Consider the following 21,169-nt stretch of genomic DNA (forward strand, 5'->3'; position numbering starts at 1 on the left):
CGCAGAAGTCGGGTCGTCGCCGCGCCGTGGCGGTCTTGCGGCGCCGATCACGGGGGCAGGTCACGCCCTGCACGGGAGCGCCACGGTATCCTGACGCCCCGATTCGGAACCGACGGCCTTCGCCGCCCATGACCCCACCCGTGAAACGCCGCTGGCGCGGCCTCGGCCTGCTGTTCGTGCTCTCGGCGCTGCTGACCGGTGCCGGCGCCTACCTGCTCTACGACCGCTACATCCGCTTTGCCGATACCCCGCTGTCGGGCATCGAGGACGGCCGTACCTTCACCGTCGAGCGCGGTGATTCGTTCCAGCGGGTGCTGGCGCGGCTGCGCGAGGCCGGCGTGGTCGAGGGGCATGCGCTCGAATGGCGCCTGCTCGCGCGCCAGCTCGGCGCCGACGCCAAGATCCAGGTCGGCGAGTATCCGCTCGACGCCACGACGACGCCGCGCGCGCTGTTGCTGCGGATGCGCGACGGCAAGGTCATCCTCCACCGCTTCACGATCGTCGAAGGCTGGACCATGCGTGAACTGCGCGCTGCACTCGCGCGCAACGCGTTGCTGGAACAGCGCGTGCCCGAGCTCGACGACGCGCGCCTGATGGCCGAGATTGGCCTGGAGGGCGTGCACCCCGAAGGCCGCTTCCTGCCCGAAACCTACCTCTACAGCCGCGGCGACAGCGACCTGGACGTGCTGGTGCGAGCCAACGCCGCGCTCGAGGCCGCGCTGGACCGTGCCTGGGAGACGCGCGATCCCGGCCTGGCGCTCGAGAACCGCGAGCAGGCGCTGGTACTGGCGTCGATCATCGAAAAAGAGACCGGCGTGCCCGAAGAGCGCCCGCAGATCTCCGGCGTCTTCAACCGCCGGCTGCAACAGGGCATGCGCCTGCAGACCGATCCCACGGTGATCTACGGCATGGGCACCGCGTACGACGGCAATATCCGGCGTCGCGACCTGCAGACCGATACGCCCTATAACACCTATACCCGCGATGGCCTGCCGCCCACGCCGATCGCGATGCCCGGCCAGGCCGCGATCGAGGCGGCCACCCACCCGGCGCCCGGCGACACCCTGTACTTCGTCGCGGTCGGCGATGGCAGTGGGCGCCATGTATTCTCACGCAGCTACGCCGAGCACAACGCCGCGGTCCGCGAGTACGTGCGGCGCTACCGGGCGCGCTTCGGCGGCGGCGATGCCAGCGCCGGCAGCGCCGCCCAGGCCGCCGCCGGCGACGAGACCTTGCCGCCGAACGAGGCGGAGGTCGAGGCCGCGACCGGCGAGGAGGTGCAGCCGTGAGCGGGCTGCGGTCGTATCCGCGCTTCGTCACCATCGAAGGCGGCGAAGGCGCCGGCAAGACCACCGTGCTGCGCGCGCTGTGTGCAGCGTTGCAGGCCGACGGCAGCGAGGTCGTCTGCACACGCGAGCCGGGCGGGACACCGCTGGCCGAAATGATCCGCGGTCTGCTGCTCGATCCCGGGCACGAGCCCGCACGGGCGCACACCGAACTGCTGCTGGTGTTCGCCGCGCGCGCCCAGCATGTGGCCGAGACCCTCGTGCCGGCGCTCGAGCGCGGCGCCTGGGTGATCAGCGACCGGTTCACCGATTCAAGCTACGCCTACCAGGGCGGTGGGCGCGGGTTGGATGTCGCGCGGATCGCCGCGCTCGAGCGCGAATATGTCGGCATCGAGCCGGCCCTGACCCTGCTGCTCGACCTGGGCGTGGCGCAGGGCCGGGCGCGCGCGCGCGGCCGCGATCCGAGCCCGGATCGCATCGAGTCCGAGCAGGACGATTTCTTCGAGCGCGTGCGTGCGACGTTCCTGCAACGCGCGCAGGCGCATCCGGCGCGCTTCCGGGTGATCGACGCGGCCCGGCCGGCCGATGCAGTCGCCGCCGACGCCGTGCGCGCGCTCCAGGCACTGCAGGTGTCGGCATGAGCGCCGACGTGACCGGCTTCGCGCCCTGGCAGCAGCGCATCTATGCGCACACGCGCGCCACGCTCGATGCGCAGCGGCTGGGCCATGCGCTGCTGTTCTGCGGGCCTGCGTTGCTGGGCAAGCGCGCGGTCGCCGAGGCGCTGGCCGCGCATGTACTCGGGGCCGACCGCGAGCCGCGGGTCGCGCAGTTGCTGGCCGCGGGCAGCCATCCCGATTTCCACCCGGTGTCGTTCGTGCCGACCAAGGACGGCACCAAGCTGCGCACCGAGATTGTCATCGAGCAGATCCGGGGCCTGTCGGACAAGCTGTCGCTGACGCCGCAGTACGGGCAGGCGCAGGTCGCGATCGTCGATCCGGCCGACGCGATCAATCACGCGGCCTGCAACGCCTTGCTCAAGACCCTCGAAGAACCGCAGCCCGGACGTCATCTGTGGCTGGTGGCGGCCAATCCGGCGCGGCTGCCGGCGACGATCCGTAGCCGCTGTCAACGCATCGAGTTCCGTCTGCCGCCACGCGAGGAGGCGCTGGCGTGGTTGGCTGGTAAGGGCTACGCCCAGGACGAGGCGATCGAGGCGCTCGACGCGGCGAAGGGGCATCCGGGACTCGCGGCCGACTGGCTCGCGGCCGGCGGTATGCAGCTGCGTCGCGAGGTCCATCGCGATCTGGCCGGGTTGGCCAAGGGCGAACTGCCGGCGGTCGCGACTGCGCAGCGCTGGGCCGGCGACGAGCAGGCGGTCGACCGGCTGCGCCATGCCGCCGATCTTGCGCTCGCGCGCGCGGCCACCTTGACCGACCCGGCGGGAATCGCGAAGCTCGCGGCGTGGTTCGACGCGGCCAACCGCACGCGCGATCTGCTCAGGACTACCGTCCGCGCGGATCTGGCGATCGCCGAACTGCTCCAGGGTTGGCGCGGCGCCGCCGCCCGCCCATGACCATGACCATGACCTGGGAACCGAATCGATGAGCGCCACCGGAGCCGCCGCGCGCCAGGGCATCCTATCGCTGACCATCAAGGACAAGGCGGCGCTGTACAACGCCTACATGTCCTATCTCAAGCAGGGCGGGGTGTTCGTGCCCACGACCAAGCGCTACTTCATCGGCGATGAGGTGTTCCTGCTGCTGACGCTGCCCGAATCGAGCGAACGCCTGCCCACCGCAGGCAAGGTGGTGTGGGTCACGCCGGCCGGCGCCCAGGGCAACCGTGCGGCCGGGGTCGGGGTGCAGTTCGCGGACACGCCCGAGGGCGAAGCGCTCAAGGGGCGGATCGAGACCCTGCTGGCCGGCGTGCTGACCTCCGAGAAGCCGACCCACACGATGTAGCGCGACAGCGCGGTGCGTGCGGCGTGACGCCTTTCAGCGCGCGTCGGCGACCATCGCGCGCAGGGCGGGGTCGCGGATCTGCATGACGTCGAACAGGCCAGCGGCACGCAGATAGACCGCGCGGCGCAGTAGCTCGTCTTCGTAGCGGCGCCGCAGCGTTTCGTCATCGTCCTCGGCGATCGCCAAGCGGGCGAGCTCGACGAATTGCTCGACCCAGGATAAGGCCGCGTAGGCATCTGCGGCCGCGACGTTTGCGGTGTCGACGCGCGTCGGGCCTGGATGGAGGGAGGTCATCACGTTAAATCCTTGACTGTACCGGCTGGACGGTATCGTCTAGACTTATGGGCTCGTCGTCAAGCCCGGCAGCCATGACCCGTAAACCCCGCAGCGATGCCCGCGAACGCATCCTCGATGCAGCCTTGGTCGTGTCCCAGCAGGTGGGGGCCGCCCACCTCACGCTCGATGCGGTCGCGGCCGAAGCCGGGGTCAGCAAGGGCGGGCTGCTGTATCACTTCGCCAGCAAGGACGCGTTGCTGCGCGCGATGGTCGAGCATCATCTCGACGCGCACCGGGAGACCTTGCGGACCGCGATGGCCGAGTTCCCGGCCTCACCCGGCGGTTATCTGCAGGCGTTGGTGCAGGCGCATCGCGCCGAGCGCAAGGACGGCTTCCACGAGCCCCATGCCATGCGCTCGTTCATCGCGGCGGCGGTTAATACGCCCGAGCTGATGGAAGGTCCGCGGCGGTTCGCGAGCGAACAGGTCGCCCAGCTGCGGCGGCTGGGGCCGCATTTCTCCGAGGCCATGCTGCTGACGCTGGCCTTCGACGGGCTGTTCTTCGGCGAGACCTTCGAGATGCTCGATCTCACGTCGGCCGAGCGCGAGACGATCGTGCAGACGATCGCCGAGCGTGCCGCGGCCATCGCGAAGGCCGCCGACGGGCAATAGAGGATGGCCGGGCATCTCGCTCGGCCGTGCGCATCAGCCTTGGCGCAGCGCGGCGGCGTCCCAGCCTGGGCGCGGTGCGAAACGGTCGCCGTGGCGCGCCTGCAGCGTCCGCAGGCGCTCGAGCACCGCGTCGACACCGGTTTCGCGGATGTACTGGATCGGGCCACCGCGGAACGGGGCAAAGCCGGTGCCGAAGATCACGCCGGCATCGAGTAGGTCGGCGTCGGCGACGACACCGTCATGCAGCGCGGCGACCGCCTCGTTGAGCAGCGGCAGCACCAAGCGGTCCTGCAGGTCCTCGGGCGCGCGATAGCCCTTCGGCAGTTCCGGCTTCTTCGGCTTGCCGTCCACCCACGTGTACAGGCCCTGGCCGTCCTTCTTGCCACGCTTGCCGGTCTCGGGCGGCGTCGCCAGCGAGGCGGGAATCTGCAGGCCGAGGAACGGCGCCAGTTCCTGGCCTACGCCTGAGGCGATATCCAGTCCGACCGTGTCGATGAGTTCGATCGGCCCCATCGGCATGCCGAAGTCGACCGCCGCACGGTCGATTGCAGCCCCCGGGATGCCTTCTGCGTATGCGGTCGCGGCTTCAAGCATGTAGGGAAACAGCAGCCGGTTGACCAGGAAGCCCGGCGTGCCGGCGACCGGCACCGGCAACTTATCGATCGCCTTGCAGAAGGCCGCCAGCCGCTGGATCGTCGCCTCGGCGACGCCGTCGTGGTGGACGATCTCCACCAGCGGCATCGACGCCACCGGATTGAAGTAGTGCAGCCCTGCGAACTGCGCCGGCCGTTGCACATGGGCGCGCAACTCGTCGAGCGGGATCGACGAGGTGTTGGTGGTCAGCAGCGCGTCGGGGCCGAGCTTCGGTTCGACCGTCGCATACAGGGCACGCTTGGCCTCGGGGTTCTCAATGATCGCCTCGATCACCAAGTCCGCCTGGGCGATGCCGTCGCCAGCCAGATCCGAGCGCAGCCGGGCGGCGACTTCGGGGCGCTTGGCCGCGTCGCGGACCTTCTTCTCGAACAGCTTGGCCGCGCGCGTCTGCGCCTTGTCGATGAATCCCTGCTCGCGGTCCTGCAGTGTGACCTCCAGCCCCTTGTAGGCCGACCACGCGGCGATGTCGCCGCCCATTACGCCGGCGCCGACCACGTGCACGTGCCGGATCGGCGCCTGCTGCGCGCCGGCCTTGCCGCCCAGGCCCTTGAGCCGTTCCATCAGGAAGAACACGCGCGTGAGGTTGCGCGCCGTCGATGTGCCGGCGAGCTTGACCACCGAGCGGCGCTCGGCCGACAGCAGGGCGCGGGTGTCGCCGGACGCGCGCTTCCAGGTCTCGATCAGCGCATACGGCGCCGGGTAGTGCGCCTTCCTCGCCTTGCGTGCGACCTGTTTGAGCAGGACCGGGGCCAGCGCCTGACGCGCCGGCCACAGGTTGGTCAACCGGGCCAGTGCGCGTTGCTTGAAGGACCGCGTCGTGCCCTTGAGCGCAAGCGCGGCGGCCGCATCCACCAGGAGCGCCGGCTCGACGACCTTGTCGACCAGGCCGATCCCGCGCGCGGCCTTGGCCGGCAAGGCGCGTCCGGTGAGCATCATGTCGAACGCGGCCGGGGCACCGACCAGGCGCGGCAGGCGCACGCTGCCGCCCCAGCCGGGATAGATGCCCAGCTTGACCTCGGGCAGGCCGATCTTGGTCGAGGGATCGTTGCTGGCGACCCGGTAGTCGCAGGCCAGCGCGATCTCGGTGCCACCGCCCATGCAGAAGCCGTGGATCGCGGCCACGGTCGGGCAGGGCAGTTCGGCCAGGCGCTGGAAGGTGGACTGGCCGCGGCGGATCGAGTCGCCGATCGTGCCCTTGGCATCGAACGCCTGGAACTCGCGGATGTCGGCACCGGCGATGAAGCCCTTGGCCTTGGCCGAGCGGATCACCAGCGCCTTGGGCGGGTCGAGCGCCAGACGTTCGAGCAGCGTGTCGAGCTCGATGAGCACATCCTGGGCGAAGGTGTTGACCGACTCGCCTGCGCGGTCGAACGCGAGCACCAGGACACCGTCATCACGCGATTGCGCTTGCCAGTGGCTGAAGCGAAGCCCGTCGAGGCCTGCGAGCATACGGCACCATTCTTTAGAGTACGGAGGTTGGTCCTATGATCCCGAGGTCGCTTCCGTGCCGTCAAATCGTGCTCGATCGCCGGCTTGCGGAACGTCGGTCGCGGCCCCAGCACATGTGTTCCCGGTGCGGTGACGATGCCATATCCGTCGTGACGGAACTTTTCGCGCGACCGCCTGTCTTATTGCCCGTGCCAGGCCGGGCCCCAAGGAGGTCCGGCCGATGGCCGAACAACGCGACAGCTCGGAGTACGGCAATCTGGACGAGGAACTGGTCAAGCGGGTACAGCGCGGTGATACCGCGGCGTTCGACCTGCTGGTGCGCAAGTACCAGCATCGCATCGCTGCGTTGATCGGGCGCTACGTGGCCGATTGGAGCGAATGCCAGGACGTCGCCCAGGAGACCTTCATCCGCGCTTATCGCGCGATCGCCAGCTTCCGCGGCGACGCGCAGTTCTACACCTGGCTGCACCGCATCGCGGTCAACACGGCCAAGAACCATCTGGTCGCGCACAACCGGCGGCCGCCGACCGACGATGTGGACGTCGACGACGCCGAGCACTTCGAATCGGCGATCCGTCTGCGAGACGGCGACACACCGGAACGTGAACTGATGCGTCAGCAACTGGAACAAACCGTGGTGCGCGCGGTCGAAGCTCTGCCTGAGGAACTGCGTGTGGCGATCAATCTGCGCGAGGTCGATGGTTTGAGCTACGAGGAGATTGCCGAACGCATGGGCTGTCCGATCGGCACGGTGCGTTCGCGGATTTTCCGGGCGCGCGATGCGATCGATCGCGAACTCAGGCCCCTGATGGACAACGAGAGACAAGTGGAGCGCGTGACCCGATGAGCCCTTCCGACGACATCGATGCCCTGCAGCTCGGTCCCGATCCGGACAAACTCGAGCTGTACCACCGTCAGCAGCTGTCGGCGATGCTCGACGACGCGCTGCCCCAGGACCAGGCGCGCTTCCTGCGGCGCCGGCTGCAGCACGACGCCGAACTGTCGGCGTGCTTCGAGCGCTGGCAGGTCTGCGGCGACGTGCTACGCGGCCGCCACGTCTCGCTGCTGCCGCCTGATTTCGCCGATCGCGTCGCCCGTGGCATCGCCAACGACGGCGTTGCCGTCGCGCCGGCAGCGGCCGGGCGCCGTCCGCGTCTGCTGCGCTGGGGCGGCGGCGGCGCGGCGCTGGCCGCCTCTGTCGCGCTGGCCGCCTTGTTCGTCGGTCGCCCCGGCGGCGTGCCGGGCGCGGACGAGAAGATCGCGCTGCCGGCTGCGCGGGTCGCCACGACTAGCGAGCCGCTGGCCACCGATGCCGCGGCCGATGCGTCGGCCTTCGCACACGAGCCGACGGCACCGGTCCAGGTGGCCGCAGCCGCGGGTGCGGCGGCGATTGCGATCGCCGAAGTGCCCCGGCGCAGCCGTGCCGAGCGCGCGGTCGCGGCCCCGACGGCGCGTCGGACGCGCGACGCAGTGCCGGTGCAAGTGGCGGCCGCCGCGACGCCACCGGAGGTCGCGCCCGATGGCTCGCTGCCAGTGCTGGCTACCGCGTCGCGGGTCGAGGCCGCGTTCGCGTCCGCCGCGTCCGACGTCGGACTGCCGGCCGCGCCCTCGGGTACGCGGCCCTGGCCGAAGGCGAGCGAGCTGACGCCCGATGCCCGTTTCTCGGTGCGCTACAGCGGGGGCTTCGACGCACCGTCGTGGGCACGCAGCGATGCGCCGGCCAGCGATGTGCTGCCGAGCTTCCCGGTCGAGCCCGGCCATGCACGCCAGGCGCCCGACCAGGCGTCCGCCGCGCAGCCCTGAGCGACCGGCCGCAGCCGTCCGGTGTGTCGCCGCGCTGCGGCGACCGATCCCCCTGTCTCGAACTTTTCGGATGCCCCATGACTTCGATGAAGAAATCCCTGTTGGCCGTGTCCCTGGTCGCGGTGCTGTCGGCGGCGACCACGGCGCTCGTGCTGCCCAATGCGACCGCCCAGTCGAACGCGCCCTCGGCCGCTGATACCGCCAATACCGTCTCCGCCACGCCCCAGGCACCGCTGGTCAGCGGCCTGCCGGACTTCACCCGGCTGGTCGAGCGGGTGGGCCCCGCCGTGGTCAGCATCGAAGCGACCGCCGGCACCCGCCAGACGCGCGGCCAACAGGTGCCCGACGATGCGCAGATCCCGGAGATCTTCCGGCGTTTCTTCGGGCCGGGCTTCGAGTTCCCGGGCGGGCCCGGCGGTCCCGGGCAGGGCATGCCACGCGCCTCGATGGGCACCGGCTTTCTGATCTCGTCCGACGGCTATCTGCTGACCAACCACCACGTCATCGAGGGCGCCGACGAGGTCAAGGTGCGGTTGTCGGACCGGCGCGAGTTCCAGGCCGAGGTCGTCGGCAGCGATCCCGAATCCGATGTCGCGGTGCTCAAGATCAACGCCAGCGGCCTGCCGATGCTGCGCATGGGCAATGCGGCGGCGGTCAAGCCCGGGCAGTGGGCGGTCGCGATCGGGTCGCCGTTCGGCTTCGAGCAGTCGGTGACGGCCGGCATCGTCAGCGCGGTGCAACGCTCCAATCCGTACGCCAACCAGCAGTACGTGCCTTTCATCCAGACCGACGTGCCGATCAATCGCGGCAACTCGGGCGGCCCGCTGCTCAACGTCGCCGGTGAGGTGATCGGGATCAATTCGCAGATCTTCAGCAACTCCGGCGGCTACATGGGCGTGAGCTTCGCGATCCCGATCGATGTCGCGTCCAATGTCGCCGACCAGATCAAGCGCACCGGCAGCGTGCAGCGCGGGCAACTCGGCGTGCAGATCGGGCTGGTCGGCGCCGACGAGGTGGCCGGCTTCAAGCTGCCCGATGCGCGCGGCGCCCTGGTGACCGTGGTCGCGCCGGGCAGCCCGGCCGAGAAGGCCGGCCTGGAGCCGGGTGATGTGATCCGTGCCGTCGACGGCACGCCGATCAATACCTTCAGCGACCTGCCGCCGCTGGTCGGCAGCAAGGCGCCGGGGACCCGGGTCAAGCTCGAGGTCTTCCGTGACGGCCGCAGCCGCAACTTCGACGTGACGCTGATGCAGCTCGACGGCCAGGCCTCGGCCGGCACGCCGCGGACTGCGCCCGAGCGCGGGACCACGCCATCGACCCAGGGCAATCCGCTCGAGTTGGCTGGTCGTGACCTCGATGCCGCGCAGCGCCGTCAGTACGGGCTGTCGAACGACGAGGGCGTGCTGGTGACCGGCGTCGGCCGCGGTGCCGCAGCGACCGCGGGCATCGCTGCGGGCGATGTGATCCTGCGCGTGGGCCGGACCCCGGTCGCCAGCGCGGCCGCGCTGGACCGCGCGCTGCGCGACGTCAAGCCGGGCGACACGGTGATGCTGCTGGTGCGCGGCCGCGGCGGCGCCACCCAGTACCGCGCAGTCTCGGTGCCCGACGCGCCCTGACCGCGCGCCCAGTGCTGTGTTCATGCAAGGCCCGCGGTCATCGCCGCGGGCCTTCGCGCATCCGGGCGCCCGGGTGTCGCGCCGGCAGATCGCACGGCGACCGCGGCGCGGCGGCAGCGCTATGCGATAATCGCCCGTTATCCCGACGACGGCCCGGCCGCCGCACATGACCCACGATCCCATGCGGAACATCCGCAACTTCTCCATCATCGCCCACGTCGACCACGGCAAGTCGACCCTGGCCGACCGCATCATCCAGCTCTGCGGTGGCCTGCAGGCGCGCGAGATGGAGGCGCAGGTGCTCGACTCCAATCCGATCGAGCGCGAGCGCGGCATCACGATCAAGGCGCAGTCGGTCTCGCTGCCGTACACCGCACGCGATGGCCAGACCTACCATCTGAACTTCATCGACACCCCCGGCCACGTCGACTTCAGCTATGAGGTCAGCCGTTCGCTGGCCGCCTGCGAAGGCGCGTTGCTGGTGGTCGATGCGGCCCAGGGCGTGGAGGCGCAGTCGGTCGCCAACTGCTACACCGCGGTCGAGCAGGGGCTCGAGGTGGTGCCGGTGCTCAACAAGATCGACCTGCCCACGGCCGACATCGAGCGGGCGAAGAGCGAGATCGAGGCGGTCATCGGCATCGATGCCGAGGACGCGGTCGCGGTCAGCGCCAAGACCGGCCTGAACGTCGAAGAGGTGCTCGAGGCGATCGTGCACCGGATACCGCCGCCCAAGCCGCGCGACACCGACAAGCTGCAGGCGCTGATCATCGACTCGTGGTTCGACAACTACCTGGGCGTGGTCTCGCTGGTGCGCGTGATGCAGGGCGAGATCAAGCCCGGCGCCAAGCTGCTGGTGATGTCGACCGGGCGCAGCCACCAGGTCGATAACGTCGGCGTGTTCACGCCCAAGCGCAAGCCCTTGCCGCAGCTGCGGGCCGGCGAGGTCGGCTGGATCACCGCGTCGATCAAGGACGTGCACGGCGCGCCGGTCGGCGACACCCTGACCCTGGCCGGCGATCCGGCGCCCAGTCCGCTGCCCGGCTTCCAGGAAATGCAGCCGCGCGTGTTCGCGGGCCTGTTCCCGATCGACGCCGAGGACTATCCGGCGCTGCGCGAGGCGCTCGAGAAGCTGCGCCTCAACGACGCCGCGCTGCGCTTCGAGCCCGAGAGCTCGGAGGCGATGGGCTTCGGCTTCCGCTGCGGGTTCCTGGGCATGCTGCACATGGAGATCGTGCAGGAGCGGCTGGAGCGCGAGTACAACCTCGACCTGATCAGCACCGCGCCCACGGTGATCTACGAGGTGCTGCGCACCGACGGCGAGATCGTCAGCCTCGACAATCCGGCCAAGCTGCCACCAGTCAACCAGATCGAGGAGATCCGCGAGCCGATCATCCGCGCCAATGTGCTGACCCCGCCCGACTACGTCGGCAATGTCATCACGCTGTGCGAGGAGAAACGCGGTACGCAGATCGGGATCAGCTACCTCGGCAGCCAGGTACAGATCAGTTACGAACTGCCGATGGCCGAGGTCGTGCTCGACTTCTTCGACAAACTCAAGTCGGTCAGCCGCGGCTACGCCTCGCTCGACTACCACTTCCTGCGGTTCCAGGCCGGGCCGTTCGTGCGCGTGGACACGCTGATCAACGGCGACAAGGTCGATGCGCTGTCGCTGATCGTCCATCGCCAGCATGCCGACCGCCGCGGCCGCGAGCTGACCGAGAAGATGAAAGAATTGATCCCGCGGCAGATGTTCGATGTCGCGATCCAGGCCGCGGTGGGCTCGCAGATCATCGCCCGCACCACGGTCAAGGCGATGCGCAAGAACGTGCTGGCCAAGTGCTACGGTGGCGATATCTCGCGCAAGAAGAAGCTGCTCGAGAAGCAGAAGGAAGGCAAGAAGCGCATGAAGCAGGTCGGCCGCGTCGAGATCCCGCAGGAAGCGTTCCTGGCGGTGCTCAGCAACAGCCGTGATTCGTGATCGCGGGTCAGCGATCGGCGTGCGCCACGGCGACGCCGCGTTTGTCCCGACCCTCGATCGCCCATCAGGCACCACCGCTCCCAAGGAGCTCCCATGAAATGGTTTGAGACTGCATTGGTCGTTCTGACGCTGCTGACCGGCGTCATCTGGTTGCTCGACAAGCTGGTGCTGGCCAAGCGGCGCGCGCGCCGCAGCGGGCTGATCGAGGAGAAGGAGCCGGTCGCGGTCGACTACGCCAAGGCCTTCTTCCCGGTCCTGTTCGTGGTGCTGATCCTGCGCAGTTTCGTCGCCGAGCCGTTCCGCATCCCGTCCAGTTCGATGATGCCCACGCTGCTGATCGGCGATTTCATCCTGGTCAATAAGTTCAGCTACGGCATCCGGTTGCCGATCACCAACAAGAAGGTCATCGACATCGGCGAGCCGGCGCGTGGCGACGTGGTGGTGTTCCGGCCGCCGCAGCACCCCGACCAGGACTGGATCAAGCGCGTGATCGGCCTGCCGGGCGACACGGTCGAGTTCCGCGACAACCAGGTCTTCGTCAACGGCACCCCGTTCGGCTACCAGCGGCTGGGCACCTACGAAGGCGTGGGGCGCGGTGCGGAGATGACCGGCGCCTCGCTCTACGAAGAGACGATGCCCGGTCGCAGCCACGAGATCCTGCACATCGACGAGGCCGCGCCGTTCCATATGGGCGAGGGGCGCTACGAGGTCCCGCAGGGCCATTACTTCGTCATGGGCGACAACCGCGACCGCAGCGACGACGGCCGCTTCTGGGGTACGCTGCCGGAGACCCAACTGCGCGGCAAGGCGTTCCTGATCTGGATGAACGTCGATTCGCAGGCGCCGGGCTGGGTCGACTGGGGCCGGATCGGCAGCAGCATCCGCTGAGCCGGCGGGGGCGACTGAAGGGGACACCATGAAACGTACGCAACGCGGCATCACCTTGCTGGGCTTCGTCGTCGTGCTGGCACTGATCGGCTTCTTCGCCTATGTCGGCATGAAGCTGTTTCCGATGTACTCGGAGTACTACAGCGTCCGCTCCGCGCTCAAGGGCCTGGCGGCCGAGCCGGGTATCGCCAGTGCGGACACCGCGCGGATCCGCGAGCTGTTCTTCCGTCGGCTGCAGATCAGCTACGCGGAGACCGTCAAGCCCCAGGACGTGACGATTACCCGCGTGCCCGAAGGCCTGCGCATGGACGTGAACTACGAAGCCCGCAAGCCGCTGATCGGCAATCTCGATGTGGTGGGCCGCTTCCAGGCCACCCAGACATTCGCAGGCGATGGCGGGCGCGGTTGACCGCCAGCAGGGCCGGTTCGCAGGGCATGTGTTCCGCGATCCGGGGTTGCTGGCCCAGGCGCTGACCCACCGCAGCGCCGGTGCGCCCCATAACGAGCGGCTGGAGTTCCTTGGCGACGCTGTGCTCGGCGCGCTGATCGCCGAGGCGTTGTTCGCGCGTTGCCCCGGCGCCGACGAAGGCACGCTGACGCGGGCGCGGGCCGAACTGGTGCGCGAGTCCTCGCTCGCTGCGGTCGCGCGCGAACTTGATCTGGGATCGCGTCTGGTGCTGGGCCCCGGCGAGATGAAATCCGGCGGGCATCGTCGCGACTCGATCCTGTCCGACGCGCTCGAGGCGGTGATCGCGGCCGTCTATCTCGATGCGGGCCTCGACACCTGCCGCGCGGTGGTGCTGCCGCTGTTCGAGCGCGCATTGGCGGCGCTGGCCAGCGGGCGGATCGCCAAGGACGCCAAGACCCGGCTGCAAGAATGGCTGCAGGCGCGGCAGCGCGCGCTGCCGGTCTACGAATTGCTGGCCGAGACCGGCGAGGAGCATGCGCGGACCTTCATCGTGCGCTGTGTGCTGGCCGATGCCCAGATCGCTGCCGAGGGGCAGGGCAGTTCCCGCCGAGCGGCCGAGCAACAGGCTGCCGAGGGCGTAGTCGCGCTGCTCGAAGCCGGCACCTGAGCACGGCGGCGCTCGGGCGACGCTGGCCGCCGGCTGAAGCGGGTTTTTTCCGTAGAATGCCGGCATGACAGATCCCCACTCCGCGCCCCATCGCGCCGGCTTCGTTGCCGTTATCGGTCGACCCAACGTCGGCAAGTCCACCCTGGTCAATGCGCTCGTGGGCGCCAAGGTCAGCATCGTCTCCAACCGGCCCCAGACCACCCGGCACCGTCTGCTGGGCATCGCGACCCTGCCCGAGGGGCAACTGTTGCTGGTCGATACCCCGGGCATCCATCGCGAGCAGAAGCGCGCGATGAATCGCGTCATGAACCGCGCCGCGCGCGGTGCGCTGGAAGGGGTGGATGTCGCCTTGCTGGTCGTGGTGGCCGGACGCTGGGATGAGGAGGACACGCTGGCGTTCGATGCGCTGCGCGGCGCCGGCGTGCCGGTGGTGCTGGTGGTCAACCAGATCGACCGGATGAAGGACAAGACCGCGTTGCTGCCGTACCTGCAGCAGGTGGTCGAGGGGCGCGAGTTCGCCGGTGTGGTGCCGTTGTCGGCGCTCAAGCGCAACGGCCTGCAGCAACTGGTGGCGACGGTGCTGCCGCTGCTGCCCGAGCAGCCGCCGTTGTACGGCGAGGACGAGATCACCGACAAGAGCCAGCGCTTTCTCGCCGGCGAGCTGGTGCGCGAGCAGTTGATGCGCCAGCTCGGCGCCGAATTACCCTATGCCACGACCGTGGAGATCGAGAGTTTCACCGTCGACGGCGCGATGCTGCGCATCGGCGCGGTGATCTGGGTCGAGCGCGACGGCCAGAAGGCGATCGTCATCGGCAAGGGCGGCGCGCGGCTCAAGGACATCAGCACCAAGGCGCGGCTGCAGATGGAACGCTTGTTCGACGCCAAGGTGTTCCTCGAGACCTGGGTGCGCGTGCGCCAGGGCTGGTCCGATGACGAGGCGGCGCTCAAGGCGCTGGGTTACGGCGAATGACCGAGGCCGCGACGGTGCCGGGCCAGAACGAGGCAGCGAGACTGCAGGGCCGTTGTCTGTGCGGCGGTGTGGTGCTGAGCGTGCCCGCCGGGACGCACGAGGTGCATGCCTGCCACTGCGGGGCCTGTCGCCGTTTCCATGGCAGCCTGGCGATGCTGCTGCCGGTCGGCAGCGCGTTGCGCATCGAGGCCGGCGAGGCACTGGTGCGCAGGTTCGCGTCCTCCGATTGGGCCGAGCGCGCGTTCTGCGCGACCTGCGGCAGCAGCCTGTTCTTCACGACCACCGGCGACGGCCACCACTACGTCGCCGCGGGGCTGTTCGATGCGATCCCGGAGGCGCACTTCGCGCTCGAGATCTTCATCGACGCCAAGCCCGACTGGTACAGCCTGGCGGGCCCGGACGAACGCCTGACCGGCGAAGCGTTCTTCGCCCGTATCGGCGCAGGCTAAAGCGGCGCCGGACCGCCGTGCGCATCGAGAACGAGCCCGCGTTCGTCCTGCATGCGCGGCCGTGGCGGGAGACCAGCCTGCTGGTCGAAGTTTTGAGCCGCGAACATGGGCGCCTGGGCCTGGTGGCGCGCGGCGTGCAGGGCCCGAAGAAGCACGTGCTGCGCGCGGCGCTGCAACCGCTGCAGCATGTGCGGTTGGAGGCGCAACTGCGCGGTGAACTGGCACAACTGCGCGGAGCCGAGGCGCTCGACGCGGCGCCGCGTCTGCTCGGCGATGCGATGCTCGCCGGCTTCTATCTCAACGAACTGGTGCTGCGCCTGGCGCCGCGCCAGGACCCATTGCCCGAGTTGTACGACGCCTACGCGCAGGTGCGTGGGCGCTTGACTTCGCCGGGCCAACTGGCCTGGAGCCTGCGCCGGTTCGAACGCGCCTTGCTCGATGCGCTCGGCGTGGGCCTGCCGCTCGACACCGATGGCGATGGCCGGCCGATCGACCCGGCGGCGCGCTACCTGCTCGACCCCGAGCACGGCCCGCGCCGACTGCACCTCGATGGCGGCGCGGCCTCACGCAGCGCGGCGGCGACCGGACGTGCCTTGCTCGCGCTGGCCGCCGATGGCGCGGCCCCCGATAGCGAGGACCTCGCCAGCCTGCGGCGCGCGTTGCGCGCCGTGCTGGCGCATCACCTGGGCCCGCGGGGCCTCAAATCCTGGGAGCTGGCGTCCCAGTTCGCGCGACCCGCAACGCCGGCCGACCGCTAGGCGTCCACGCGCTCAGGCGGCCGCCAGCGTCGCGTCGATGGCGGCGAGGAACCGATGCAGCGCCGGCTCCGAGGCCGGGGCGGCGTGCAGGAGGGCGGCGGCTGCGCACAGGCGGTCGGCGCCGACGAAGCCGCAGCCGGCCCGCAGCTTGTGCAGCAGGCTGCGCATGGCCGGGGTATCGCCGCGTCGCGCCGCCAGCACGATGCCGTCGCGCGCTTGCGGCAGCTCGCCGAGGAACAGGCCGCGGAGTGCATCGGCGTTGCCGGCGTTGCCGCCCACGGCGGCCAGCGCGGCCCGGGTGTTCCAGACCGCCGGACGCCCGGCGGCAGAGGGCTCGAGGTCCTCGTCGGCCGGAATCGGGCGTGGCGGCGGGGGCGGGGCGACGACCGGCGCTGCGACCAGGGTGCGGATCGCAGCGCGCCAGTTGGCGGCCGTCACCGGCTTGCTCAGCGCGAGCAGGAAACCGGCCGCGCGCAGGGCGTCGAGCGATTCGCGTTCGCGCTCGGCGGTGTGCGCCAGGGCCGGCGTGTCCAGCCCTTGTGCGCGCAGGCGGGCGAGCAGTTCGATGCCGCTGCCATCGGGCAGGTTGGCGTCGATCAGCCAGGCGTCGTGGGTGTCGGTCGCGGCCAGCGTGAGGGCATCGGCGACCGTTGCGGCCACGTCCACCTCGGCCGGCAGTGAGGACGCCGCGGCGAGCAGGAAACTGCGGCTCGTGGGGTCGTCTTCGACCAGCAGCAATCTGGGCATCGGTCGCTCCATGCGATGAAGGTATCCTGCGGCGATGCCTCGCCGCCTGCTGCCGATCCTACCGCTGTTGCTGGCCTGTGTGCCTCTCGCGCAGGCGCGGACGGTGGCGGCCCGGATCGCCCATGTCGACACCCCGGTCGCGGCGATGACCCAGGTCCGGCTGGCGCTCGACTGGCCGGCCGATGCGCCCAACGGCCGGCTCCGGCTGCGCGCCGCGGACGTCGATGCCGGGGCGCTGGGGTGGCGGCTGCGCGATGTCGACTGGCAATGTCCGCTGAAACGGCTCGTGAACGAGGGGCGGGTCCGTTGGCACTGCGAGGGCCCCATCCGCGACCGCTCCGGAGCTGCGCTGCGGCTGGCGCTCGAGCTCGATGCGCAGGACATCGATGCCCGACTGGCGGGCGAGGGCGGCGCGCTGACGCTGGCGCGCCGGGCGGTTACGCCCGAGCGCACGACGATCGACCTCGAACGCGTGCCGGCGGCCTGGGCGCAGGCGCTGGTGCACAGCGCGTGGGAGGCTGCGCAACTGCGCAAGGGACGGCTGGATGGCGCGCTGCGGATCGATGCGCCGGATGCGCAGCCGCTGCGCGTCGCCGGCACCTTGGCCGTGCACGGACTTGCGCTGGAGACCCCTGACGGGGCGATCGCGGCCGAAGGCGTCGACGCCGATTTGCGGCTCGACCTACGCCTGCCCGATGCCGGCCCTGCGCTGCGGCTGGACGGCACACTGCACGGGGGCGAGTGGCTGTTCGGCGCGGCGTATCTGGCCTTGCCGCCCACGCCGATCGGGATCGGCCTCGACCTCCAAGGCAAAGCCGACGGCGGCTGGGACTTGCCGCGCCTGAGCTGGCGCGATGGCGATACGTTGCAGCTCGACGGCACCGGTGCGCTGTCGGCCGACGGCACGTTGCAGGCCTTGTCGCTCGATGCGACGAGCCGGGACGCCCATGCGCTGCCGGCGCGCTATTTATCCGGCTGGCTCGGCCCGGCCGGCCTGTCGGGGCTGTCGCTGCAGGGCGGCTTCGACGCGTCGCTGGCGCTGGCCGGCGGCGTGTTGCGCACGGCGGACCTGCGCCTGCGCGGCCTGGATGTCGGCGATGCGCAGGCGCGGTTCCGTTTCGATCACATGGACGGCGCGCTGCGCTATTCGGCGACCACGCCTGTACATAGCACCTTCGCCTGGCGGGGCGGGGCGCTGTACGGCATGCCGTTCGACGCGGCGGCCTGGAGCCTGGAGAGCGCCGGGGGACGTATGCGGTTGCGCGAGCCGGTCGCGTTGTCGTTCCTGGGCGGCGAGATCGGGTTCGAAGCGCTGGCACTGCAGTTGCCTGGGCACGCGGAGCGCGACGGCGACGGCCTGCGGATGCGCACTGCATTGCGGCTTGACGGCCTGGACATTGGCCGGCTGGCGCAGGCGCTGGCTTGGCCAGCGTTCGAAGGCCGCCTGAGCGGCCACATCCCGACGGTGCGCTATGCGGACAACCGGATCGACTTCGACGGCGGGATGGCGATGCAGCTCTTCGACGGCCGCGTCGACGTGTCGTCGTTGTCGATCGAGCGGCCGTTCGGCGTCGCGCCGACGGTCACCAGCGATCTCGCGTTGCAGGGGCTGGACCTGCAGGCGCTGACCGGCGTGTTCGGCTTCGGCAGCATCGAAGGGCGGCTGCACGGGCGGATCGACGGGCTTCGCCTGGTCGACTGGGGCGCCACCGCATTCGATGCCGAACTGCATACCGAACGCACGCCCGGGGTGCGCCAGCGCATCAGCCAACGGGCGGTGCAGGACATCTCCAGCGTCGGCGACGCCTCGTTCGTCACCAGCCTGCAGGGCAAGGCGATCGCGCTGTTCGACGACTTCGGCTATCGCGGCATCGGCATCTCCTGCCGGCTGCGCAACCAGGTCTGTCGCATGGCTGGCCTGCATTCAGCGGGCAACGCCTTTACTATCGTCGACGGCGCGGGCCTGCCGCGGCTGGACGTCGTCGGGCACAACCGCGACGTCGACTGGCCGACGTTGGTCGAACGCCTGGCTGCCGCCGCTGGCGGCGATGTGGCCCCGGTCATCGACTGAGCGCCACGCCCCGTACTGAAACAGGAGATCACCCGATGGCGCGTTGGATGGGACTGCCGGCCGTGGCCGCGCTCGCACTGACTGCATGCGTGACGATCAACGTCTATTTTCCTGCCGCCGAGGCCAAGGAAGCGGCGCGCGAGTTCGTGGAGAACGTGATCGGCGACACCCCGGCCGCGCAGCCGCCTGCGCCGTCGACGACGCCCGGCGGCGGCATGGCCCAGCGCGGCACGGGTTTCGATCCGTGGATGCTGCTGGGCATCGGCACCGCCCAGGCTCAAACCCCGGACGTCACGATCCGCACGCCGGCGATCCAGGCGATCCAGTCGCGCATGGAGCAGCGTTTCAACGGCACGCTGCGTCCGCATTTCGATTCCGGGGCGCTCGGCTTCGGCGGCAATGGCCTGATCGTGGTCCGCGATGCCTCGCAGTTGCCGATCAAGGACCGGGTCGCGGTCAACACCGCGGTCGCCGACGACAACCGCGATCGCCAGGCGGTGTACCGCGAGATCGCGGTCGCCAACGGTCATCCCGAATGGGAGTCGCAGATCCGCGACGTGTTCGCGCGGCAGTGGATCCAGAGCGCGCGTCCGGGCTGGTGGTATCAGCAGGGTGGGAGCTGGACGCAGAAGTAGGGGCTTTGTCGAGTACGGGAATGGGCTTCACTTCGAATGGGTAGCGGCCTGCCGGCCGGAAGTCGCTCTCCCCTCGGTCAGGACATCCTGTCCTGACTCGGGCGCGCGCCATCCCTGGCGCGCTTGGCGCGGCCACCGACCGCCAGTCCGCTGCTGTGGACGTAAGCAACCCGACTTCGGGTCGACGCAGAAAGCCATCTGGTTGAAGAAGTCGCGTGCTTCTCGGCCTCAGTGCGTCGTGCTGGTCGGGGATTGCGATAGCAGGCCAGGGATGGCCTGCGGCGGCGAGTCAGCCATGGAGGGCTGACCGAGCCGGGGAGCAGTCCCCGGCCGGCGCGATGCGCGCTCCGGAGAAGAACGCCTTAATGGAGTGAGCGTGAGCAAGATTCCCTCCGGAACGTGGTGAAGAATCAGAAGTAGTGGACTTCGGCACCTGATGGACGATCTGCGTCGGCGTATGTGATACCCGTCGCGCAGGCCCGGTCCGACGGAGTGCCGGCTTCTGCGACAATACGCGGCCTTTCCGCCCGCAGCCTTCGCCACGTGGCCCGCAAACGCCTCGATCAGACTCCTTTCCAGGTCGACATCCTCGACCTGACCCACGATGGCCGCGGTGTCGCGCGGCTGCCCGACGGCAAGGCCGTATTCGTCGCCGGGGCGCTGCCGGGCGAGCAGGTCGTCGCCCAGCGCACTGCGCGCTCGCGCAGCTTCGACGAGGCGGTGACGCTCGAGGTGCTGCGTGCCTCCGAGCACCGGATCGCACCGCGCTGCGCGCATTTCGGCGTCTGCGGCGGCTGCGTGCTGCAGCACCTGGACGCCGAGCAGCAGATCCAGGCCAAGCAGCGGGTGCTGCGCGAGAACTTCGAGCGCATCGGCCACGTCACGCCGCAGCGCTGGATGGCACCGCTGGTCGACCGCGCCTGGGGCTACCGCCGCAAGGGCCGCTTTTCGGTGCGGCGGGTGGAGAAGAAAGACAAGACGCTGGTGGGCTTTCGCGAGCGCGATCCGCGCTTCGTTGCCGACCTGCACGAATGCCACACGGTGATCCCGCCGATCGGCGCGGCGATCCCGGCGCTGTGCGCGCTGGTCGACGGCCTCGATGGCCGCGGCGACATTCCGCAGATCGAGTTCATCGCCGGCGACCCGACTCCCGAGTTCGACGGCGTGGCGCTGGTGTTCCGCCACCTGCAGCCGCTGAGCGAGCGCGACCTCGCGGCGCTGACCGCGTTCGGCCAGCAGCAGCGGATGGCGATCTTCCTGCAGCCGGGCGGCAATGACAGCGTGCACCCGCTGTGGCCGCAGGCGCCGGCGCTGTCGTTCCGTCTCGAGGCCTGGGATGTCGAGCTGAAGTTCCGGCCGCTGGATTTCATCCAGGTCAATGCGGGCCTCAACGGCACGATGATCGCGCGCACGCTCGAACTGCTCGACGTGCAACCCGACGACCGCGTGCTCGACCTGTTCTGCGGTCTGGGCAATTTCACCCTGCCGCTGGCGCGCCGCGTGCGCGAGGTCGTCGGTGTCGAGGGCGAAGCCGGGCTGGTCGCGCGCGCGCGGGAGAATGCCGTGCACAACGGCCTGGGCAACGCGCAGTTCCATGCCGCCGACCTGACCCAGGATCAGCGCGGCGCACCGTGGATGCGTCAGGGCTTCGATAAGCTGCTGCTCGACCCGCCGCGGTCGGGCGCGATCGACGTGCTGCGCCAACTGCCGCTCGAACGTTTCGCCCGCATCGTCTACGTCAGCTGCCACCCGGCGTCGCTGGCGCGCGATTCCGGCTATCTGGTCAACGAGCGCGGCTGGCGACTCGTCGACGCAGGCGTGATGGACATGTTCCCGCAGACCGCGCACGTGGAATCGATCGCGGTGTTCGAGAGGAAGTAG

General features: G+C 69.9%; 21 protein-coding genes. 18 read left to right on the forward strand and 3 right to left on the reverse strand.

What is annotated here, in order from left to right; translation table 11 throughout:
- Window positions 1-128: 128 nt before the first annotated feature.
- Genes mltG through MNO14_RS07195 form a run of 4 tightly spaced genes read left to right on the forward strand, consistent with a single transcriptional unit; the run spans window position 129 to window position 3,247 of the window.
- The gene (mltG, locus tag MNO14_RS07180; protein ID WP_241946008.1) at window positions 129-1,289 is read left to right on the forward strand and encodes an endolytic transglycosylase MltG; all 1,161 of its coding nucleotides are present in this window, start codon (window positions 129-131) and stop codon (window positions 1,287-1,289) included.
- The gene (gene tmk, locus MNO14_RS07185; RefSeq protein WP_241946009.1) at window positions 1,286-1,927 is read left to right on the forward strand and encodes a dTMP kinase; all 642 of its coding nucleotides are present in this window, start codon (window positions 1,286-1,288) and stop codon (window positions 1,925-1,927) included. The genes mltG and tmk overlap by 4 nt, the downstream gene beginning before the upstream one ends.
- Entirely contained in the window at window positions 1,924-2,859 is a 936-nt protein-coding gene (locus MNO14_RS07190; protein WP_241946010.1) for a DNA polymerase III subunit delta', read from the forward strand. The genes tmk and MNO14_RS07190 overlap by 4 nt, the downstream gene beginning before the upstream one ends.
- Before the next feature lie 28 nt (window positions 2,860-2,887).
- On the forward strand, window positions 2,888-3,247 hold the full coding sequence (locus MNO14_RS07195; RefSeq protein WP_183426345.1) for a PilZ domain-containing protein: 360 nt from the start codon (window positions 2,888-2,890) through the stop codon (window positions 3,245-3,247).
- 33 nt (window positions 3,248-3,280) lie between these two features.
- Here the strand turns inward: MNO14_RS07195 and MNO14_RS07200 are convergent, their stop codons facing one another.
- Window positions 3,281-3,541, reverse strand: a complete 261-nt coding sequence (locus MNO14_RS07200) for a hypothetical protein (protein WP_241946011.1) — start codon at window positions 3,539-3,541, stop codon at window positions 3,281-3,283.
- 74 nt (window positions 3,542-3,615) lie between these two features.
- Between MNO14_RS07200 and MNO14_RS07205 the strand changes: the two genes are divergently transcribed.
- The gene (locus MNO14_RS07205) at window positions 3,616-4,194 is read left to right on the forward strand and encodes a TetR/AcrR family transcriptional regulator (RefSeq protein WP_241946012.1); all 579 of its coding nucleotides are present in this window, start codon (window positions 3,616-3,618) and stop codon (window positions 4,192-4,194) included.
- A 33-nt stretch (window positions 4,195-4,227) separates the two neighbouring features.
- Here MNO14_RS07205 and MNO14_RS07210 read toward each other — a convergent pair whose 3' ends face one another.
- Entirely contained in the window at window positions 4,228-6,297 is a 2,070-nt protein-coding gene (locus tag MNO14_RS07210) for a 3-hydroxyacyl-CoA dehydrogenase NAD-binding domain-containing protein (RefSeq protein ID WP_241946013.1), read from the reverse strand.
- A gap of 220 nt (window positions 6,298-6,517) precedes the next feature.
- On the opposite strand from MNO14_RS07210, the gene rpoE reads away from it, so the two are divergent.
- The 10 genes from rpoE to recO all read left to right on the forward strand — a co-directional run bounded on the left by rpoE (window position 6,518) and on the right by recO (window position 15,835).
- A complete protein-coding gene (rpoE, locus tag MNO14_RS07215; RefSeq protein ID WP_241946014.1) occupies window positions 6,518-7,144 on the forward strand; it encodes an RNA polymerase sigma factor RpoE in 627 nt (208 codons plus the stop codon).
- The gene (locus MNO14_RS07220; RefSeq protein WP_241946015.1) at window positions 7,141-8,100 is read left to right on the forward strand and encodes a sigma-E factor negative regulatory protein; all 960 of its coding nucleotides are present in this window, start codon (window positions 7,141-7,143) and stop codon (window positions 8,098-8,100) included. Before rpoE ends, MNO14_RS07220 begins: the two co-directional genes overlap by 4 nt.
- 86 nt (window positions 8,101-8,186) lie before the next feature.
- Entirely contained in the window at window positions 8,187-9,716 is a 1,530-nt protein-coding gene (locus MNO14_RS07225) for a Do family serine endopeptidase (protein WP_241946292.1), read from the forward strand.
- 181 nt (window positions 9,717-9,897) lie between these two features.
- Window positions 9,898-11,694, forward strand: coding sequence for a translation elongation factor 4 (lepA, locus tag MNO14_RS07230; RefSeq protein WP_241946293.1), 1,797 nt, complete (start codon window positions 9,898-9,900; stop codon window positions 11,692-11,694).
- A gap of 93 nt (window positions 11,695-11,787) precedes the next feature.
- Window positions 11,788-12,582 carry a signal peptidase I gene (lepB, locus tag MNO14_RS07235; protein ID WP_241946016.1) on the forward strand — a complete coding sequence of 265 codons (795 nt, stop codon included), beginning with the start codon at window positions 11,788-11,790 and terminating at the stop codon, window positions 12,580-12,582.
- A 28-nt stretch (window positions 12,583-12,610) separates the two neighbouring features.
- Window positions 12,611-12,991, forward strand: coding sequence for a DUF4845 domain-containing protein (locus tag MNO14_RS07240; protein ID WP_183426337.1), 381 nt, complete (start codon window positions 12,611-12,613; stop codon window positions 12,989-12,991).
- Window positions 12,975-13,658 (forward strand): ribonuclease III, encoded by a 684-nt coding sequence (gene rnc / locus MNO14_RS07245; protein WP_241946017.1) that lies wholly within the window; start codon window positions 12,975-12,977, stop codon window positions 13,656-13,658. The genes MNO14_RS07240 and rnc overlap by 17 nt, the downstream gene beginning before the upstream one ends.
- A 64-nt stretch (window positions 13,659-13,722) precedes the next feature.
- Window positions 13,723-14,628 (forward strand): GTPase Era, encoded by a 906-nt coding sequence (era, locus tag MNO14_RS07250; protein WP_241946018.1) that lies wholly within the window; start codon window positions 13,723-13,725, stop codon window positions 14,626-14,628.
- A complete protein-coding gene (locus tag MNO14_RS07255; RefSeq protein WP_241946019.1) occupies window positions 14,625-15,077 on the forward strand; it encodes a GFA family protein in 453 nt (150 codons plus the stop codon). Before era ends, MNO14_RS07255 begins: the two co-directional genes overlap by 4 nt.
- Before the next feature lie 17 nt (window positions 15,078-15,094).
- Window positions 15,095-15,835, forward strand: a complete 741-nt coding sequence (gene recO, locus MNO14_RS07260) for a DNA repair protein RecO (RefSeq protein WP_241946020.1) — start codon at window positions 15,095-15,097, stop codon at window positions 15,833-15,835.
- 12 nt (window positions 15,836-15,847) lie between these two features.
- Here the strand turns inward: recO and MNO14_RS07265 are convergent, their stop codons facing one another.
- Window positions 15,848-16,582, reverse strand: a complete 735-nt coding sequence (locus MNO14_RS07265) for a response regulator (RefSeq protein WP_241946021.1) — start codon at window positions 16,580-16,582, stop codon at window positions 15,848-15,850.
- Window positions 16,583-16,616: 34 nt separating this feature from the next.
- Here MNO14_RS07265 and MNO14_RS07270 point away from each other — a divergent pair, with 34 nt between their 5' ends.
- The 3 genes from MNO14_RS07270 to rlmD all read left to right on the forward strand — a co-directional run bounded on the left by MNO14_RS07270 (window position 16,617) and on the right by rlmD (window position 21,169).
- On the forward strand, window positions 16,617-18,653 hold the full coding sequence (locus MNO14_RS07270) for a YdbH domain-containing protein (protein ID WP_241946022.1): 2,037 nt from the start codon (window positions 16,617-16,619) through the stop codon (window positions 18,651-18,653).
- A 35-nt stretch (window positions 18,654-18,688) separates the two neighbouring features.
- Window positions 18,689-19,288 carry a YdbL family protein gene (locus tag MNO14_RS07275; protein ID WP_241946023.1) on the forward strand — a complete coding sequence of 200 codons (600 nt, stop codon included), beginning with the start codon at window positions 18,689-18,691 and terminating at the stop codon, window positions 19,286-19,288.
- 543 nt (window positions 19,289-19,831) lie between these two features.
- Window positions 19,832-21,169, forward strand: a complete 1,338-nt coding sequence (rlmD, locus tag MNO14_RS07280; protein WP_241946024.1) for a 23S rRNA (uracil(1939)-C(5))-methyltransferase RlmD — start codon at window positions 19,832-19,834, stop codon at window positions 21,167-21,169.

The organism is Luteimonas sp. S4-F44 (assembly GCF_022637415.1).
GTDB lineage: Bacteria > Pseudomonadota > Gammaproteobacteria > Xanthomonadales > Xanthomonadaceae > Luteimonas.

Excerpts from the sequence above, each read along its gene's own strand:
- mltG (WP_241946008.1), top strand. The coding sequence starts at position 129 with ATGACCCCACCCGTGAAACGCCGCTGGCGCGGCCTCGGCCTGCTGTTC.
- MNO14_RS07190 (WP_241946010.1), top strand. The coding sequence starts at position 1,924 with ATGAGCGCCGACGTGACCGGCTTCGCGCCCTGGCAGCAGCGCATCTAT.
- MNO14_RS07195 (WP_183426345.1), top strand. The coding sequence starts at position 2,888 with ATGAGCGCCACCGGAGCCGCCGCGCGCCAGGGCATCCTATCGCTGACC.
- MNO14_RS07200 (WP_241946011.1), bottom strand. The coding sequence starts at position 3,541 with ATGACCTCCCTCCATCCAGGCCCGACGCGCGTCGACACCGCAAACGTC.
- MNO14_RS07205 (WP_241946012.1), top strand. The coding sequence starts at position 3,616 with ATGACCCGTAAACCCCGCAGCGATGCCCGCGAACGCATCCTCGATGCA.
- MNO14_RS07210 (WP_241946013.1), bottom strand. The coding sequence starts at position 6,297 with ATGCTCGCAGGCCTCGACGGGCTTCGCTTCAGCCACTGGCAAGCGCAA.
- rpoE (WP_241946014.1), top strand. The coding sequence starts at position 6,518 with ATGGCCGAACAACGCGACAGCTCGGAGTACGGCAATCTGGACGAGGAA.
- MNO14_RS07220 (WP_241946015.1), top strand. The coding sequence starts at position 7,141 with ATGAGCCCTTCCGACGACATCGATGCCCTGCAGCTCGGTCCCGATCCG.
- MNO14_RS07225 (WP_241946292.1), top strand. The coding sequence starts at position 8,187 with ATGAAGAAATCCCTGTTGGCCGTGTCCCTGGTCGCGGTGCTGTCGGCG.
- lepA (WP_241946293.1), top strand. The coding sequence starts at position 9,898 with ATGCGGAACATCCGCAACTTCTCCATCATCGCCCACGTCGACCACGGC.
- lepB (WP_241946016.1), top strand. The coding sequence starts at position 11,788 with ATGAAATGGTTTGAGACTGCATTGGTCGTTCTGACGCTGCTGACCGGC.
- MNO14_RS07240 (WP_183426337.1), top strand. The coding sequence starts at position 12,611 with ATGAAACGTACGCAACGCGGCATCACCTTGCTGGGCTTCGTCGTCGTG.
- rnc (WP_241946017.1), top strand. The coding sequence starts at position 12,975 with ATGGCGGGCGCGGTTGACCGCCAGCAGGGCCGGTTCGCAGGGCATGTG.
- era (WP_241946018.1), top strand. The coding sequence starts at position 13,723 with ATGACAGATCCCCACTCCGCGCCCCATCGCGCCGGCTTCGTTGCCGTT.
- MNO14_RS07255 (WP_241946019.1), top strand. The coding sequence starts at position 14,625 with ATGACCGAGGCCGCGACGGTGCCGGGCCAGAACGAGGCAGCGAGACTG.
- MNO14_RS07265 (WP_241946021.1), bottom strand. The coding sequence starts at position 16,582 with ATGCCCAGATTGCTGCTGGTCGAAGACGACCCCACGAGCCGCAGTTTC.
- MNO14_RS07270 (WP_241946022.1), top strand. The coding sequence starts at position 16,617 with ATGCCTCGCCGCCTGCTGCCGATCCTACCGCTGTTGCTGGCCTGTGTG.
- MNO14_RS07275 (WP_241946023.1), top strand. The coding sequence starts at position 18,689 with ATGGCGCGTTGGATGGGACTGCCGGCCGTGGCCGCGCTCGCACTGACT.